At 41.9% G+C, this 15089-nt stretch carries 15 protein-coding genes and 1 pseudogene; 6 read left to right on the top strand and 10 right to left on the bottom strand.

Annotated features, from left to right (window positions below; genetic code table 11):
- Positions 1-2 precede the first annotated feature (2 nt).
- Positions 3-806, bottom strand: a complete 804-nt coding sequence (locus tag FHG67_RS19580; RefSeq protein WP_004502084.1) for an SDR family NAD(P)-dependent oxidoreductase — start codon at positions 804-806, stop codon at positions 3-5.
- Positions 807-1475: 669 nt separating this feature from the next.
- Between FHG67_RS19580 and FHG67_RS19575 the strand changes: the two genes are divergently transcribed.
- From FHG67_RS19575 to FHG67_RS19565, 3 genes are all read left to right on the top strand, one after another.
- The gene (locus tag FHG67_RS19575; protein ID WP_036087079.1) at positions 1476-2093 is read left to right on the top strand and encodes a hypothetical protein; all 618 of its coding nucleotides are present in this window, start codon (positions 1476-1478) and stop codon (positions 2091-2093) included.
- 77 nt (positions 2094-2170) lie between these two features.
- A complete protein-coding gene (locus FHG67_RS19570) occupies positions 2171-2383 on the top strand; it encodes a hypothetical protein (RefSeq protein WP_004500620.1) in 213 nt (70 codons plus the stop codon).
- A complete protein-coding gene (locus FHG67_RS19565) occupies positions 2364-2753 on the top strand; it encodes a PIN domain-containing protein (RefSeq protein WP_004500678.1) in 390 nt (129 codons plus the stop codon). The genes FHG67_RS19570 and FHG67_RS19565 overlap by 20 nt, the downstream gene beginning before the upstream one ends.
- A gap of 156 nt (positions 2754-2909) precedes the next feature.
- Here the strand turns inward: FHG67_RS19565 and FHG67_RS19560 are convergent, their stop codons facing one another.
- From FHG67_RS19560 to FHG67_RS19540, 5 genes and pseudogenes are all read right to left on the bottom strand, one after another.
- Entirely contained in the window at positions 2910-3371 is a 462-nt protein-coding gene (locus FHG67_RS19560) for a hypothetical protein (RefSeq protein WP_036076062.1), read from the bottom strand.
- Positions 3368-4639: an NAD(P)/FAD-dependent oxidoreductase gene (locus tag FHG67_RS19555; protein ID WP_002625162.1), complete on the bottom strand. Its 1272-nt coding sequence runs from the start codon at positions 4637-4639 to the stop codon at positions 3368-3370. The genes FHG67_RS19560 and FHG67_RS19555 overlap by 4 nt, the downstream gene beginning before the upstream one ends.
- A 22-nt stretch (positions 4640-4661) precedes the next feature.
- Positions 4662-5213, bottom strand: coding sequence for a low molecular weight protein-tyrosine-phosphatase (locus tag FHG67_RS19550; RefSeq protein WP_002625212.1), 552 nt, complete (start codon positions 5211-5213; stop codon positions 4662-4664).
- On the bottom strand, positions 5189-5935 hold the full coding sequence (locus FHG67_RS19545) for an SDR family oxidoreductase (RefSeq protein WP_004497409.1): 747 nt from the start codon (positions 5933-5935) through the stop codon (positions 5189-5191). Before FHG67_RS19545 ends, FHG67_RS19550 begins: the two co-directional genes overlap by 25 nt.
- A gap of 257 nt (positions 5936-6192) precedes the next feature.
- Positions 6193-6372: pseudogene (locus FHG67_RS19540) on the bottom strand (hypothetical protein); the annotation flags it as partial.
- Positions 6373-7131: 759 nt separating this feature from the next.
- On the opposite strand from FHG67_RS19540, the gene FHG67_RS19535 reads away from it, so the two are divergent.
- On the top strand, positions 7132-8298 hold the full coding sequence (locus FHG67_RS19535; RefSeq protein ID WP_004497293.1) for an acyltransferase: 1167 nt from the start codon (positions 7132-7134) through the stop codon (positions 8296-8298).
- Positions 8299-9132: 834 nt separating this feature from the next.
- Here the strand turns inward: FHG67_RS19535 and FHG67_RS19525 are convergent.
- From FHG67_RS19525 to FHG67_RS19515, 3 genes are read right to left on the bottom strand one after another with little or no spacing between them, the layout of a single operon-like run.
- Positions 9133-9735 (bottom strand): NADPH-dependent FMN reductase, encoded by a 603-nt coding sequence (locus FHG67_RS19525; RefSeq protein WP_004497430.1) that lies wholly within the window; start codon positions 9733-9735, stop codon positions 9133-9135.
- 30 nt (positions 9736-9765) lie between these two features.
- Positions 9766-10473, bottom strand: coding sequence for a ParB/RepB/Spo0J family partition protein (locus FHG67_RS19520; protein ID WP_004497326.1), 708 nt, complete (start codon positions 10471-10473; stop codon positions 9766-9768).
- Complete coding sequence (locus FHG67_RS19515) at positions 10466-11383, bottom strand: ParA family protein (protein ID WP_004500651.1); 918 nt, start codon at positions 11381-11383, stop codon at positions 10466-10468. The genes FHG67_RS19520 and FHG67_RS19515 overlap by 8 nt, the downstream gene beginning before the upstream one ends.
- A 203-nt stretch (positions 11384-11586) precedes the next feature.
- Here FHG67_RS19515 and FHG67_RS19510 point away from each other — a divergent pair, with 203 nt between their 5' ends.
- Together FHG67_RS19510 and hemH are read left to right on the top strand one after the other, a co-directional pair.
- Complete coding sequence (locus FHG67_RS19510) at positions 11587-12684, top strand: putative porin (protein WP_004500649.1); 1098 nt, start codon at positions 11587-11589, stop codon at positions 12682-12684.
- 13 nt (positions 12685-12697) lie between these two features.
- Positions 12698-13798 carry a ferrochelatase gene (hemH, locus tag FHG67_RS19505; RefSeq protein ID WP_172616541.1) on the top strand — a complete coding sequence of 367 codons (1101 nt, stop codon included), beginning with the start codon at positions 12698-12700 and terminating at the stop codon, positions 13796-13798.
- Between the two features lie 7 nt (positions 13799-13805).
- On the opposite strand, the gene hemG is transcribed toward hemH, so the two are convergent.
- Positions 13806-15089, bottom strand: coding sequence for a protoporphyrinogen oxidase (hemG, locus tag FHG67_RS19500; RefSeq protein ID WP_142499935.1), 1284 nt, complete (start codon positions 15087-15089; stop codon positions 13806-13808).

The raw sequence follows: 15089 nt of genomic DNA, 5'->3' as shown, positions 1-15089 counted from the left end.
TTTTAGTGAAAATCTTTATAAAGTTTTTTGAATAAAGTTCGCTCCAAAAAAGCGGGAGCGATATTACGCAACCATTTCAAAAAGAATCCAGAACTATCCATGATGACCAGTCTCGATTCCGGATCCTCCACCGAATCGATCATCTTAGACGCAACCTCTTGCGGAGATTTAATCTTCTTACCGGAATAGTGATCCTCGTTCAAAACGTTACCGTCTCCGTCCAAACCGGATGCCCGAAGTTTCGTCTTCGTATAGGGAGGGCAAAAAATGATAAACGACAAACCTTCTTCCGAAAGTTCTATTCTTGCCGCTTCCAAAGCTGCGTGAAGCGCGGACTTAGAGGAAGAATACGCGCTTCTTCCCGGAATCCCATAAAGACCGCTCACAGTGGAGGTCGCGATTACGGAACCCTTGGCTAATTTAATCTGCGGAAGTAATCTTTGGATAAGATAGATAGGACCGAAAAAATTGATATCGAACGTTTTACGAAAGGTTTCGATTCTCGTTCCGTCAAAACGAGAATGCGCGGTAACTCCCGCATTTGCAAAAAGAACGTCTATGCCCCGATAGTCCTTGGAAATTTTTCTGACCGCCTTATCGATTTCCTTTTCCGAACTTAAGTCGGTCGGAATATGAACCAGATTTGCGGAAAGATGATCTTTTCGTTTTAAAAGTTCAGGCTGAGTTCTGGAAAGATTGATAAGATTGCAACGAATACTAGAAAGAGCGCCGAGAACGGCTTCTCCGATACCGGAAGAACCTCCGGTCACTATGACGGTTTTGCCTGTCCAGAACGAAGGATTCATATTAAAGAGCATTCTCAACATAAGAAAGAAGGATTCAAGAATTTTTTCAAGGGAAAGAAGAACATTCCGTTGCGTCCTTCCCGCATAGAGCCTTTGCCGAAAAAAGAAAAACAAGAACATCGGGAAGGATTTTGCTTATCAAACAAACATTTCGGTTTTTATAAACTCGATTGAATTCGAACCAATCCTTTTTTATAGAATTTATCTCAAAAATACTTACTTAACGCGAGTTCGGCGGTTGAAAGTTTTGGCGAATAAGAAATTAAAGTGCAACGACTCCCTATGGGTCGTCGCAGCTCGCGAATTTCATAGATAAAACGGCTCGCGACCGCGCTTTAACTCAATGCTCCAATTCCTTCGGAATTTCCGCTACAATCGCTTTCTCATTTTGTTATATCGAACTCACGTTACTTAAAACACCGATTCCAATCATTCTAAGGTGTTTTTGAGATAAGTTCTAGACTTGTTCCGATTCAAAAGATTTCGCTGCTCGACTTCTAAAAATGTGAGTTTGGCACAAAAAATTTATGATTCATTTTTCTGTTGGAATTTGTAAATCTATTCTTAAAATCTGGGAACTATAACAAATCGCGATTTTACGAATAAATCCTAAAAATAGAGACCCCTGCTTTTAGAAAATTTTCTTATACCGAACTCACATTAAAAATGATGAAAAAATATAAAATCCAGATTCTTTTATTTTCGCTGACGATCTCAATCGCCGGTTTTTCGATATTCTACAAACCGAATTTGAATAAGATTCCGGATTCTATCGATTCAAAAAATCAAACCGGATCTGATCCTGAATCGGAAATACAAAAAGTATGGATCCAATTTGCGAATTCGATTCTCGAAAATGACCTCAAAGAAATAAAAAGGCTTTCTACGAGTTGTATTTATTGTCCGGAATGTCTGACCAACATCCCGGAAGAAGAATCCCAATTAGAAAAATTTCAGGATTTGAATTCCGATAGGTTTGATTCCGATCCTTCCTATATACCAATTGATACCTTTTTGGAAAAAAACAGGAATCTATTTTTAAATGCTGAGATAAAAACAAAACCCCTAAATCTAAGCATCTATAAGATCTATCCGGATGATGCAAATCTGAATCAATTCAATCGTTCCTGTATTCTTTCAAAAAAAGAACTTAGTTCTACAAAGGTCTATACTGTTTCAGTAACGGTTCGAGAATCAATTTTCGGATCGGAAGGGGATCAGAGAATATTTACTTTTATTCGGACCAAAAAAGGATTTCGATTTTGCGGATATCTAAGTATTCCTTAAATTCTTAAATCGTTTTTTCGGTTTTTATAAACTCGATTTTAATTGACATTCGTCTGTATCCCGATACAGACCTAAGTATGATCGCTCAAACGCACGACAAACGGATCACCGCGAATCTTCCCGAAAATCTCTTAAGAGAAGCCAGGCTTGTCACGGGAAAGGGAATTACCGAAACGATCGTGATGGGACTCGAACTACTCAAAAGAAGCAGAGCTTACGACAAAGCACAAAAACTCAAAGGAAAAATCCAAATCGATTTGGATACGAGCCGTGAGCGCACTCGTCGTTGATACTTCCAATTTTATCAGTTACTTCAAAGTCGGAAATGAAACCATAGACGACGCCATCAAAGAGGGAAGAGCGTATCTTTCTCCGATCGTTGCCGCAGAACTTCTGAGCGGAATTCGTTCTAAATCGGACCAATCTTTGATGAAGGATTTTTTCGAAGATTTACCTCTCTGCGGAAATGAAATCGAATCTTGGTTTAAGACGGGACTATTACGATCCAAACTCTATTCCAAAGGTTTGTCCGTTTCGATCGCAGACGCACACATCTGCCAGTGCGCGTTGGAACTAGGCGGGCATCTTATCACCGAAGATAAAATATTCTCCAAGATCGCAAAGATAACCGGGCTCAAACTTGTAAAGGAACGCTCCTGAATTCATATTACTGATTTCTATAAAATAGAGTACCGTTAATTTGAGCACAAATCACACGTTTAGAGACGCAGAATTTTAGACACTCTATTTTATAGAGATCAGTAATAAAAGTATGATAGTTAATGAATATTTAAAGTGTCTTCGTTCAAATAATTTTCAGTCTGCATGAGATTGAAAATTGATCACTTTCCAATTCCCGTTTCGATTCAATCGAAGTGAAATTTGAAACGGAACCTCACAAGGATAATATTCTACGTTTAACAGATCCGCTTCAGCCTTACTCCCATTCAGATAGCGGCTCAATCTGGTTCTATAGGTTTGTTTTGGGTTGACTGCTTTGATTTCAAAATCGCAATTCTTATTTTTTAAGAAATCTGTATCTAATTCTTGGCGAACCTTAATTTGAAACCTGTCAAACGTCGTTCCTACAATCGCATTTTCATTCGTTAACGCATATGCTTGATCGAGTTTATTTGTCATCATTAGATTTAAGAAATTGTTAGATACGGACATCGCCTCTATTGGTTCGTATTGAATATACTTCAGAGCATAGAAGGATATGAAAACAAAAAAGCAGGAAAGGAGGAACGAAATCGCTAATAAAAACTTATTTCTTATCCGTTTTTATCCGCGCTGATCTCGTCCTGAATCACTCTGGCTTCCGCGCGAAACGCGATGTAGGACCAAACCCAAGTAATCAAAATCGTAACCTTATTCTTAAACCCGACTTGATAAAACAAATGAACAAAAAGCCAGGCAAGCCAACCGAATAGGCCTTTCATTTTCAGAACTCCCACTTGGGCGACCGCATCCGTTCTACCGATCGTAGCCATCGAACCCTTATCAACGTAACGAAAAGATTTGCGTTTCTTATTCCTCAAATCTCCTTGAATGAGTGCGGCGACGTAACGGCCTTGTTGCATCGCAACGGGAGAAACCCCGGGCAAAGGACGCTCCAAACCTTTGGAATAATTGGCGATGTCGCCAATCACAAAAACTTCCGGATGACCTTCCACGTTGCAGAACTCATCCACGATCACCCTACCGCCTCGATCCAAGGTTACGCCTAACGTGGAAGCGATGCCGTTTGCTTGAACTCCTGCGGCCCAAATCACGGTCCCGGTGGGAATCATCTTTCCTTCGAGTTGAACCCCGCGTTCGTTGATATCGATGACCCTAGTTCCGGTCAAAACTTCCACTCCCCTACTCTCCAAACGTTTTTTGGTAAATTCCCCCAAAGAAGGATCGAAGGTCATAAGCAGCCTGGGAGCGGCCTCAATCAAAGTGATTTTGGACAAAGCAGGATCGATCGTATGAAATTCGTCCCGAATGATCTGGTGGGAAAGTTCTGCGATAGAGCCCGCCAGTTCCACTCCGGTTGGTCCTCCCCCGATGATGACGTAATTCAAGAGGGCTTTAACGACCTCAGGGTCTCCCGAAAGTTCGGCTTTTTCAAAGGAAATTAAAAGTTTATGACGGATCTTTAAAGCGTCCTTTAGATTCTTCAGACCGATCGTATATTTCTCCCAGTGATCATTTCCGAAATAACTGGACTTAGCTCCCGCGGATAAAATTAGATAATCATAATTTATTGAAGTATTCTGATAATAAACGGTTTTTGTCGCAAGGTCGACTTTGGTTGCCTCTCCCAAAACCACGGTCACATTCAGCCTCTCGCCCACTAGGGAGCGGATCGGAATCGCGATATCCGCAGGACTTAAAACCGCGGTTGCGACCTGATAAAGAAGAGGTTGAAACAGATGATGATTCTTTTTATCAATCACCGTGATATCGAGATTGTTATTTTGGGAAAGTTTTTTAATGACTTGCAAGCCCCCAAATCCCGCACCGATAACTACTATTTTTCTTTTCCCGGATTCACTCATTTGTGAGGGTTTTCCTCCCAGATTAAGCTTTTAAATCCAATTTTTTAGAGAGAAGAAAATCAAGAAAGTCTTCTGCGGTATCGGAGACAATATTTTGCACTTCGTCAAAGTCTTTTAAAGTACCGTAATATGGATCGGGAACCTCAGAGTCTTTTTTAGAATCTTTTTGAAAAAATCGAAACAATTGCACCTTTTTTCTTTCTTCGTCCGAAGAAGCGAGATACAAAACATCTTTCTGATTTGACTTATCCATCGTAAGAATGTAATCGAAATCCCTAAAATCCTCCTTTCGAAATTGTCTCGCCTTGTGGGTAAGTTCGATCCCTCTTTTGCGTGCGGCTTGTCTAGTTCTAGGATCCGGAAGTTCCCCGATATGATACCTGGACGTTCCGCAAGAATCCACGAAAAAAGAAGATTCCAAATTTCTTTTCTGGATCAAATCCAGAAAGGCTCCTTCCGCAGCAGGAGATCTGCAAATATTTCCGAGACAAACGAACAAAACCCGAACGGACCGCTTCCCTTTTCGGTTTTGTTTTTCAAAAGGTAATTCTATTTCAGACCGATCTTCGACCATAAAAACTCGGGAATCCGTTTCATCAAATAACCAAGGAAAACCCATGGGAACCAAGGAACTGTAGCCGATAAAACTTTGTTTTCAATTCTTTTATATATTTTCCGAGCGCCTCTTTCCACCGGAATTACAAACGGACGAGATTTCATTTGATTGTTGATCGGAGTATCTATAAATCCGGGATGAATCACCGTTACCGAAACTCCATATCGTTTCACTTCTCCTCGAAGAGCCTCCATATAAGTGGAAAGTCCCGCTTTCGAGGAAGAATAACTTGCAGAACCGGGGAGACCTCTAAAAGAAGCTACGGAAGAGATCGCAGCGATTTGTCCCGATTTTTGTTTTTGAAAAATAGGCAAAGCAGCTTCCACACCCGCCATCGCCCCGATCAAATTGGTTTCAATCACCGCACGATCGGCTTCAAAACTTCTGCCTCCGAACGAAGCGGTGGTTGAGATTCCAGCATTTAAAACGATCAAATCCAAACCTCCAAGCTCTTTTGCCAACTTGGGAATGACTTTAAAATTCTGATCCGCGTCGGAAACATCCAAAGAAGCAAATAAAATCTTACCTTTTGCGCCGGAAGATTTCAGTTCGTCGCTGATCTTTTTAAGAGAATCCGTTCTTCTTGCGGTCAACGCTACGTTGGCTCCCGCCTTCGCATAAAGCCTTGCTAATTCTTTTCCAATACCCGAACTTGCACCTGTGATGAGCACATTTTTCATACGAGACAATTTAATGTAAAATTATAACCTACTTCAAACATTAATTTCAAGGAAAATCCAATTTATTTCAAACCCATCCTCACTTTCCTATTCGTTTTCGTTCTTTCATTTACACGATCATTCCGTTTTACATTTTACGGAAATAGAAAAAACAATAAACGAAAAATACCTCAACGACATTCTCGATAAAAACAACCGGAACTCAGTACTTTACGGATACGAATTGACGACGATGACATTTTCAAAATCTTGCGCGCTTACTTGCAAAATTCTTCCAATGTCGAACCGAGAAGTTTATCGGTATTTGCCAAACGATCGGCAAGAATTCGAACTATTTTGGCGGAAAAATCCGGATTCTTGATTAACGTGAGTTCGACGGTTGAAAGTTTGGACGAATCAGAAACTAAAGTGTTGCTCTCTAACATAACCAACCCACAACGCGACCCATAGGAAGCGTTGTGCCTGAGTTTCTTCAACGCGACCCATAGGAAGCGTTGTGCCTGAGTTTCTTCAACGCGACCCATAGGAAGCGTTGTGCCTGAGTTTCTTCAACGCGACCCATAGGAAGCGTTGTGCCTGAGTTTCTTCAACGCGACCCATAGGAAGCCATCACCTTACCCACAAGTAATATGATCTCAAGATCAATTTGTCGGAATTACGACAAATCCTCTGCGAAACTTACCCCACCCTGATTTTTGGGTGGTGGGTGATGAGCGACCCGTAGGGAGTAAATCATTGAGCCTGGAGGCGGAAAGGCTCGGGAGATTTTTCTCTATCAGAAAATCATATTTTTTGCAAGTAAAAGTCTCATTCTTGTCGGAACACTTGAAAAATATCAGTTTTTGATCCTTATGATCCCAAAAGCCTTCTTAATTTGTGGGGTTGGTTACGGCTCTCTACGGCTCGCAACATAATAACCGCTTTCGCATTTTGTTACGCCGAACTCACGTTTGATTAGAGAAACTTCTCCAGTTATTGTTTATTCTCAATCATTGCGATCTGACAACCCAAAATCGCCTTTAAAGGAGTGCATACATCGCGTTATTCATCTCACCTTCTTTAAAAAAGATTCCGTCGGCGGGGATCCCCATTTGATTCATTTTTTAAACCGACCTAAAAAGATTTCCTTCTTTATTAAAAAATCGCATACAGACGAATGCATATTAATTTCATGATCGAAAAAGCATATTCTTTTTATGATTTCAAACCTTTCATTAATAATAGATGTATTCGGACTTTGTATACTAATTCTGGTCTGCATTCTTTCCGACACACCTTCTCAAATCCTTCTTTCCTCCCCGAAAAAAGAAACCTCGGGAATCAGGAGCAAATCTGTGGATTTCATCCGAGGACTTGCCATCACCGGAATCGTCTTCATTCACGTGAATTCGTATTATCAGTATTTTGGTCCGGGGGAAAACGCTTCCGTACTGACACTGGCCCTTTCGAATTTATTTCGATTCGGAGTTCCGGCTTTCATTCTTTCTTCCGGAATTTTTTTAAAGTTTACGAACTGGGCAGATTATTGGAGGCCTAAGATCTTTTCTCTTTTGATTCCATATTTGGGTGTCAGTTTTTTGGCCGCTTGTATAAAACTACAGACTCTTCCTAGCATAACCGAATATTTGAACGGAATTCTTCTCGGATCCTGGTGCGCTCCCTATTACTTCGTTCCTCTATTAGTTTCCTTGTATCTGATGTTTCCTTTTCTCAAACGAATCCTGCTTAAGTCCAATTCCAAAAAGGTGACCTTAATCTTTTTTTTCTCGGCTCTTATCCTGAATTTTTTATCGAACCATATTTTCCGTTACTTTGAAATTCCCCTCGTAAAATCGATCGAGCCTGTTCTACCGACAGGGTTTCTTTTTTTCTTCACCTTCGGGTTGTTAGCCGAACAATGGTTTAAAGAGCCGAAAAGTTTTTTGCGACTTGCCGAAAAAACCAAATCTTCTTTTTTCCCCTACTCTTTCAAAAGAATCCTCTTATATGGAATTTTTCTGTATTTACTCGTCTTAGGTATCGTAGGATACTTCTGGAAATTCGATTCTTCCAATCACCTAATCTTTTATCCGCTCGCGATGTTTCTTTTCCTTTTTTTCTGGGCGGAAGATTCCCGAGAACAAAAGAGACATAAACGATTTATTTCCGTTTTTGCTTTTATCGGGGAAAACAGCATGGGAATTTTTTTGCTGCACCCAATCCTCATCCATTGGATGCACGCTTGGAACCCTTTTCATTGGGGGGCAAATTTCGCCTGGCCTCTTATCTTAGTTGTCGGACTTATTAATATCGTGATCCCCCTTTTGGTTTGGTCATTTACATCGAAATTGATAAGTCGTATCTTTCAACTCATTCGATTCTAAAAACCAAAAAGAAGGTCAATGACAAAAAACGGTAAAATGTAAGACTTTCTCAACGAAAAACGAAAGGAATTGATTTGGAGTTCATCTTAACGTGAGTTCGACGGTTGAAAGTTTGGACGAATCAGAAACTAAAGTGTTGCTCTCTACCACAACGCGACCCATAGGAAGCGTTGTGCCTGAGTTTCTTCAACGCGACCCACAAATACTCGGATCCGAAGATAAATCTGTCGGAATTCCGACAAATCCTCTGTGAAGCGATCGGGCCCCACCCTGATTTTTGGGTGGTGGGGTGATGAGCGACCCGTAGGGAGCAAATCATTGAGCCTGGAGGCGGAAAGGCTCGGGAGATTTTTCTCTATCAGAAAATCATATTTTTTGCAAGTAAAAAGTCTCATTCTTGTCGGAACACTTGAAAAATATCAGTTTTTGATCTTATCATCCCAAAAGCCTTCTTAATTTGTGGGGTTGGTTACGGCTCTCTACGGATCGCAACATAATAACCGCTTTCGCATTTTGTTACGTCGAACTCACGTTAAACTACCAAAGGAGATTTCTCTGTGAGAACCTATGTTTTACTACAAACTTATGGAACGATTACAGCTGATTTCTCTAAAGTTTTCGGGACGGACTTTCATAAAAACCTGCGGGTTCTACAAAAAGCCCCGACCAACTGATAAAATTCCTCTCCAAACACCGATCGGAGTTTTTAGAAAGTTAGGATTCGTCTTTTACCAAGGGACCTCTCGGATCTATAATTCTGTTTTCTGCCCGACAGCTCTTCGGTAACGACGAATTTACAAACGGCAAACAACGAAGGCTTGCCTATCATTCGCCTCACATCCCGTTTAAGAATTCTTTTTTAACCGTCACACCGGAATCACGAACGGTTTTCAAAGCCTCTCCGTAACTCACGAGAATTTTAAGGGCGAAGTCGATTCGATCCCTGATATAAGAATCTTCCTTACTAGCGGGCTCGGGACCGTTAAGAACATGTTCGGCGTCCCGAACAATGATATGTTCCGGAATATAACAAAGTTTCGTATTCTTATAACTGCTCATTCTAAGTTCCGCAATCGGATACGCGCCGCCTCTGCCCGCGGAAACGGCGCCTATTAAAACCGGCTTATGGCCGAGTAAAGTCGAATTACAATAAAGAAGAAAATTTTTCAAACCGGGAGAAGCCATTCCGGAATATTCCGGCGTTACAAAAATAAAAGCGTCGGCGTCTTTGAGCTCGGATTCGATCGGTCTCCAAATCCGATCCCAATCATCTCCCCCATCCCAAAAAGTATCGTCCCATATCGGAAGTTTATGTTTACCGAGATCGAGAATCCAAGTCCGATGGCCAAACGCCTCGAGACGGTTTCCCATCCAATTTGCGACCTTGGCCGACTGAGAAACCTTACGATGTGGACCTGCAATAATAACGAGTTTCATATGTTTATTTTTTCCGTTTAAAGAACCGTATCAGTCCCTAATTCCATATTTCTTTTTCAGAGAGGAAAGTTCCCTTAGAAATTTTTCTCTTTGTTGTAAGGTAAGCCCCGCTAACTGAATGGTCGTTTTCGTGGGAGCCGATTTTCGGGATGAAATCATTTCACCCCCCCTGCCTTCTTTTTGTTTTAAAAGCGCTTCCAGGTTTTTTACGGAAGGATCCTTCCCCGATCGAATCAAATCTTGCACCGACTTTTGGTCAAGCCTCGCAATCGAACTCAACTGCTTTACATATCTTTCGGTAAAACCCAAAACCTTGGAAACCTCTTCGGCGGTTTTTCTTTTTTCTTTTCTTAAAAACTGAATCGCGCGGCCGACTTCCCAAGGGTTCAGACTTTTACGTTTCTCGTTTTCGGCGAGCGCCATTTCAAAACATCTATCTTCCGATGCGGAGGTTTCGATCGCGGCAATTGTATTCCACTTGAGAACCTTGGCAGCTTGGTATCTTCTTTCTCCCGCCACAATTTGATATTTTTTTCCCTGCTTTCTGACTACGATAGGCTCGATCAAACCTAAACGTTTCATAGATTCTACGAGATCGGAAACCTCCTCTTTTCCGAACACGCGCGGTTGGGATGGATTCGGAACTATATCCGAAACCTGTATCTCCGCCTTTGAGGATTCTTTTTCTCCGAACGCGGTAAGAAGGTCCATACCCGCAAAATCAGAACGTTTAGCCATTTGAAATCCTCTCTATCAATTCATCCGCCAAAGAAGAAAACATCTGCATAACCTTGCTATCGTATTCCCCTAAAAGTTTTTTCTTGGCCTGAGCCTGAGGAATCGACTCTCTTCTGTAGACAACCGTATCGAAAACCTCGAAATATTTTCGGATTGCATCCGCCAGTCCCGCGAGTGCGCGGGCGTCTTCGTATTGGTTGAGAACGGCCCCTAAAAGATTGAGAGACGGATTCGCTTTCTTTTTTATTTTTAGAATCGTGGAATGCAAATCCTTCAAACCTTGAACACTAAAAGCACGAGTCTGAATCGGAATCAGAACGTGATCGGCCGCAATCAACGCGTTCTCTAAAATCAACCCAAGAGACGGAGGACAATCAATAATAATATACTTATACGCGGAGCGAACTGGCTTGAGCGCATCTTTTAAAAGTTCGAAATCATCCCTTTCATACGGAGTCGTAAAGTTCGCGAGATGAATGGAAGAGGGCAAAAGATCCAAACCCGGCGTGAGTTGAACCAATAGATCTTTTGCAGGTATAGGCTCCTCGCCCCTGTAACCCAAGGAATGGAAAACCGATTTTTCCACAGAACCGAAAAACAGCTGAGTGATATTCGCCTGTGCGTCCCAATCCACAAGAAGCACAGGAGCCGATTTGGAAAGAGCCTCGGCTAAACAAACGGAAACGGTGGTTTTACCTTCTCCGCCTTTCTGGTTGGAAACGGCTATAATCGCGGAATCGTAAACGTGTTTATCGGTTTTTTGAAAATATTTTTCTATTACTTCACGTTCAAATTTCCCTTTCCCCGAAGCCGGGATTTTCCATTCCTTCACCTTGGACAAAAATTCTTCCTCGGAGAAAATTTCAAACTCCTCTAAAATCTGCCGGGTTGTTAGAGTTTTGGAACTCATGAAAAAAGAAGTCTCGGGGCCAGAATCGCACAAACACAAGCGCACTGTCAAATCAATACTATGTCCCATCGATTTCGCAACGTTAAAAACTGAATTGCGTAGGTAGGGTAGGGCTGTTAACCTGTCTTGACTTCTTAGTACTATTCGGGGTGAAATGATTGCACCCTTAGCTGTAGTCCCAACGAAAAAACAAAAGTAAGCTCATGAAAATACAAAAACATACGCTCAAGATTTTTTTAATTCTTATCGGTCCCTTTTTACAGATCGGCTCGATCTACGCGCAAACATCCTCCGGAGAGCCTCCGAAATCATTTCAGGAAAAAGAAAAGCAGGCGGTACCAGAGGAAACATTTTTAAAAAAACTGCTCCAACAGTCCTCTCTTACTATACTCGCGGGGCGAAACGGCGGGGATAATATTTTTGAAACCGGCACCAAATACCCGAATCTTTCAGGTCTGCGAGGAGGTTCGAGAATCACATACGCAAGGGATTTTAACTATGGCGGACTCGGGTTTACTCTTCGTTGGCAAAAATGGGAGGCCGATCTAAATCTAAAAACCACCGGGCGTTATATAAATGCGGGAGAAGGGAGAGACGAGGATTTTTTTCTAGGCGATCCCACGGTCGAAAGAGGAACCAAAATATCAACCAGAGAACTTTCATACTATGACACTCCTTACACGTTTATCGGATCCCGCAATTTTGCAGACGGAAAAGGCCGACTGTCGATGATACAACACAGGCAATCTCTTATTTTGAGAAGATACTTTGGAGACAGTGATCCGGATTTTCGAAAAGAAGGGAAAGGAGTTTATCTCACGGGCGGTTTTCAATATACGTTTATGAAATATGTTCTCTACGACGTATTTCAATTCTTCGATTCAAACCCCATCTTTTTAAATAGAATCGGCTTGGGTCTAAGTCTTTCGTACTCGACCTACGAATTTCCGTTAGGTCTCGGTTATCGATACTCGAACAAGGAATGGCTTTTTGAAACCTCGCTTTCCGGTATTTTCTGGACGGGGCACTTTCGAGACTTCCATTATCAAAGATCTCTTAACTTTATCGGAGATCTTTCCGGTTTCGGAATCGATTTCAACTTAGGAGTGGGAAAAATTTTCGGGAACTATCTAGCGTTTCTAAAACTCAACGAACACAGACTTTTTGGGGACGGTCATTTTTCGACAAAAGGCGGATTAAATAACAACGACATTCTCTCTCAATATTTCGGTCATTATAAGAATTATATGAATCTAAAAGAATGGAACGTGGAGTTGTCCCTAACTGGATTTTTATATTAAAGGTGTACTTTTCCTGAAAAACAGAATCTTATTAATCAATCTAGGCGGTCCGCGGGACGCGTCGGAAATCGAAAAATTTCTGATCGACCTTTTCGAAGACCCTTTTGTTTTCGATCTTCCTCTTCCCGAATGGATCAGAAAACCTTTAGGAAAATGGGTCGCAAAAAAAAGAGTTACGAAAGTCGCTCAAACCTACAAGTCTATGGGACTCGGAGGCGGTTCTCCTCTTGTTTTAGAAACCTCCAAACAGGCGACCGCAATTGCCGAAGCCCTCGAAAAAATTACGGGAGAAGAATGGGAAGGCAACATCACGATGACCTGCGGCTATCCCGACATTAGAAAATTAAACCAAGACTCCCTCATTCCCACAAAACGAAATATCCTTCTCCCCTTATATCCCCACTTTTCCAGATCCACTGTTTTGAGCACGGCTAAACTCGTGGAACAAACGACAAAATTCTGCCCCGTGAGTTACGAAGGCTGGGTCGCACCATTCCATTCTTCACAAGCCTATTTGGAATCGATTCGGGATCTTATTTTGGATTTTTTTCAAGACAAACTAAACCGGAAGGACTTTTTACACTCCGATTCCTTCCAAAGTGTGTCGAATTGGGAAACGATCGACTTGATCTTCAGCGCTCACGGCATACCAATCCGTTTGATCGACAAAGGGGATCGATACAGGGAAGAAATTAATTCCAACGTCGAAAGTTTAAAACAACTTCTTTATGAAAAAGGATTTCGAGGAAAATGTCATACTTCCTTTCAAAGTAGGGTAGGGCCTTCGAAATGGACGGAACCAAACACGATTACGATGCTCAAACAATTGGGAAAAAACGGGATCAAAAGGGTTGCCGTATATCCGATCAGTTTCGTAAGCGATCATTTGGAAACCTTGGAAGAGATTGGAGAACAGCTCAGAAAAATCGCCTACGAAAACGGGATTGTCGAGTATCATCGAATCCCGGCTCCCGGAATTTATCCGAAATTCATCGAAGCAATGGCAAAAATCGGTTTGGAATCCACTCAATCCCCGAAGAACGAATGTATCTGTAAAAAGTTAGGGGGATACTTTCCGAATTTAAAATCGGGAGAATGTCCGATCAGCTCCTAAGCGAAAATTACTTTCCATTTCGCATAATATTCCAAACCCTTTCTAGAATCGAACTTAGACCGATCCCGTATCGAAAATTTCCTTCCACAAAAATCCCTTGCGGCAGACTACGATCCAACTCTCTGTTGAATTCGAGAAGCGCGGCGTCGTATACCGGAAGTGCGGATTTCCAGATCGTAACGTAGTGATTGATGGGCTCGTCGTTTTGAGCCGCAATCTTTTTCCGATCTTCTTCCAAGATGGATACGATCTCGTCTTCTTTGAGTTTCACAATGTCTGCGTCTAAGGCGCCTCCGAAAATAAACGTCTCGGAATAATGTCCTTCGGAGGCTCTTCCCGGAAAGATGGAGGAATTCAATAATACTCCTCGGGCCCGTATACCTGAATCCGGAGGAAAAAGAATTCCAAATCCTGTTTTTTTACCGAGCAGCGGCTGATTTCCGAAACGAGTGACCGTCACAATTCCAAGCGTTTTGCAAATTTTTTGGTATCTCTTAAAAACGGGGAAACTCGAAGATAATAATCTCAGAGAAGATTCCAAACCGCAAGCAAGGACGATTTTTGCCTTCGGATATTTTTTTCTAAGCGAACTTAGAGTAGGGGATTCTTCCGAGTACAAGATCCTGGAATTCGGAGATGATGTGATTTTTGCTTCCATCACGCTTAGGAATTCTCCCAATCCGCCTCGAAAACTTACGGTTCCTCTTCTTTGCTTCGCTACCTTTTGTTCCGCTTTTTTCTTTCGAATCGTCGACCGAATATTTTTCAACAGCGATTCTTCCGAAGAAACCCATCTTCTCAACACAAGCTCGGCCGACATGTCCTTTAAATTTCCTGCATATACTCCCGCGAAGCCCGGTTCCAATAAACTTTCCACGGTACCTTTTCCCAAAACACGAACCCCCCATTGATAAACCGATTCCTCCCGTCGAATCCCGGCAGGTATTGTCAAAACTCCGTATAACAGGCGTAAGAGTTCCAAAAAGGAAAGTGGAATTCTTTTTGGAATTCCGTCCTTCCAGATAAATCTTTTTTTCGAGTTCTTTTTTGCGGATATAATATCCAAGTTGAGTGCGGAAGCGAGTTCTTCAAGTTGATAGGAATTTAAGATTCCGTTCGCCGCCGTTTCCACGAGTCCGAAAGGAGTCGGAACAGACCCGATCAATCCCCCGGAACGATTTTGTTTTTCATAAAGAAGAACGGACTCTCCCTTTAAAACAGCAAGGGTAGCATATAGAAGCCCAGTAAAACCCGTTCCGACAACGATATGATCCGGCGGTTGCGTATTCAC

Origin of the sequence: Leptospira weilii (genome assembly GCF_006874765.1) — a bacterium.
In the GTDB taxonomy this organism is placed as follows: Bacteria; Spirochaetota; Leptospiria; order Leptospirales; family Leptospiraceae; genus Leptospira; species Leptospira weilii.
The sequence above is the reverse complement of the archived record's forward strand: the minus strand, read 5'-3'. Positions and strand labels throughout refer to the sequence as shown.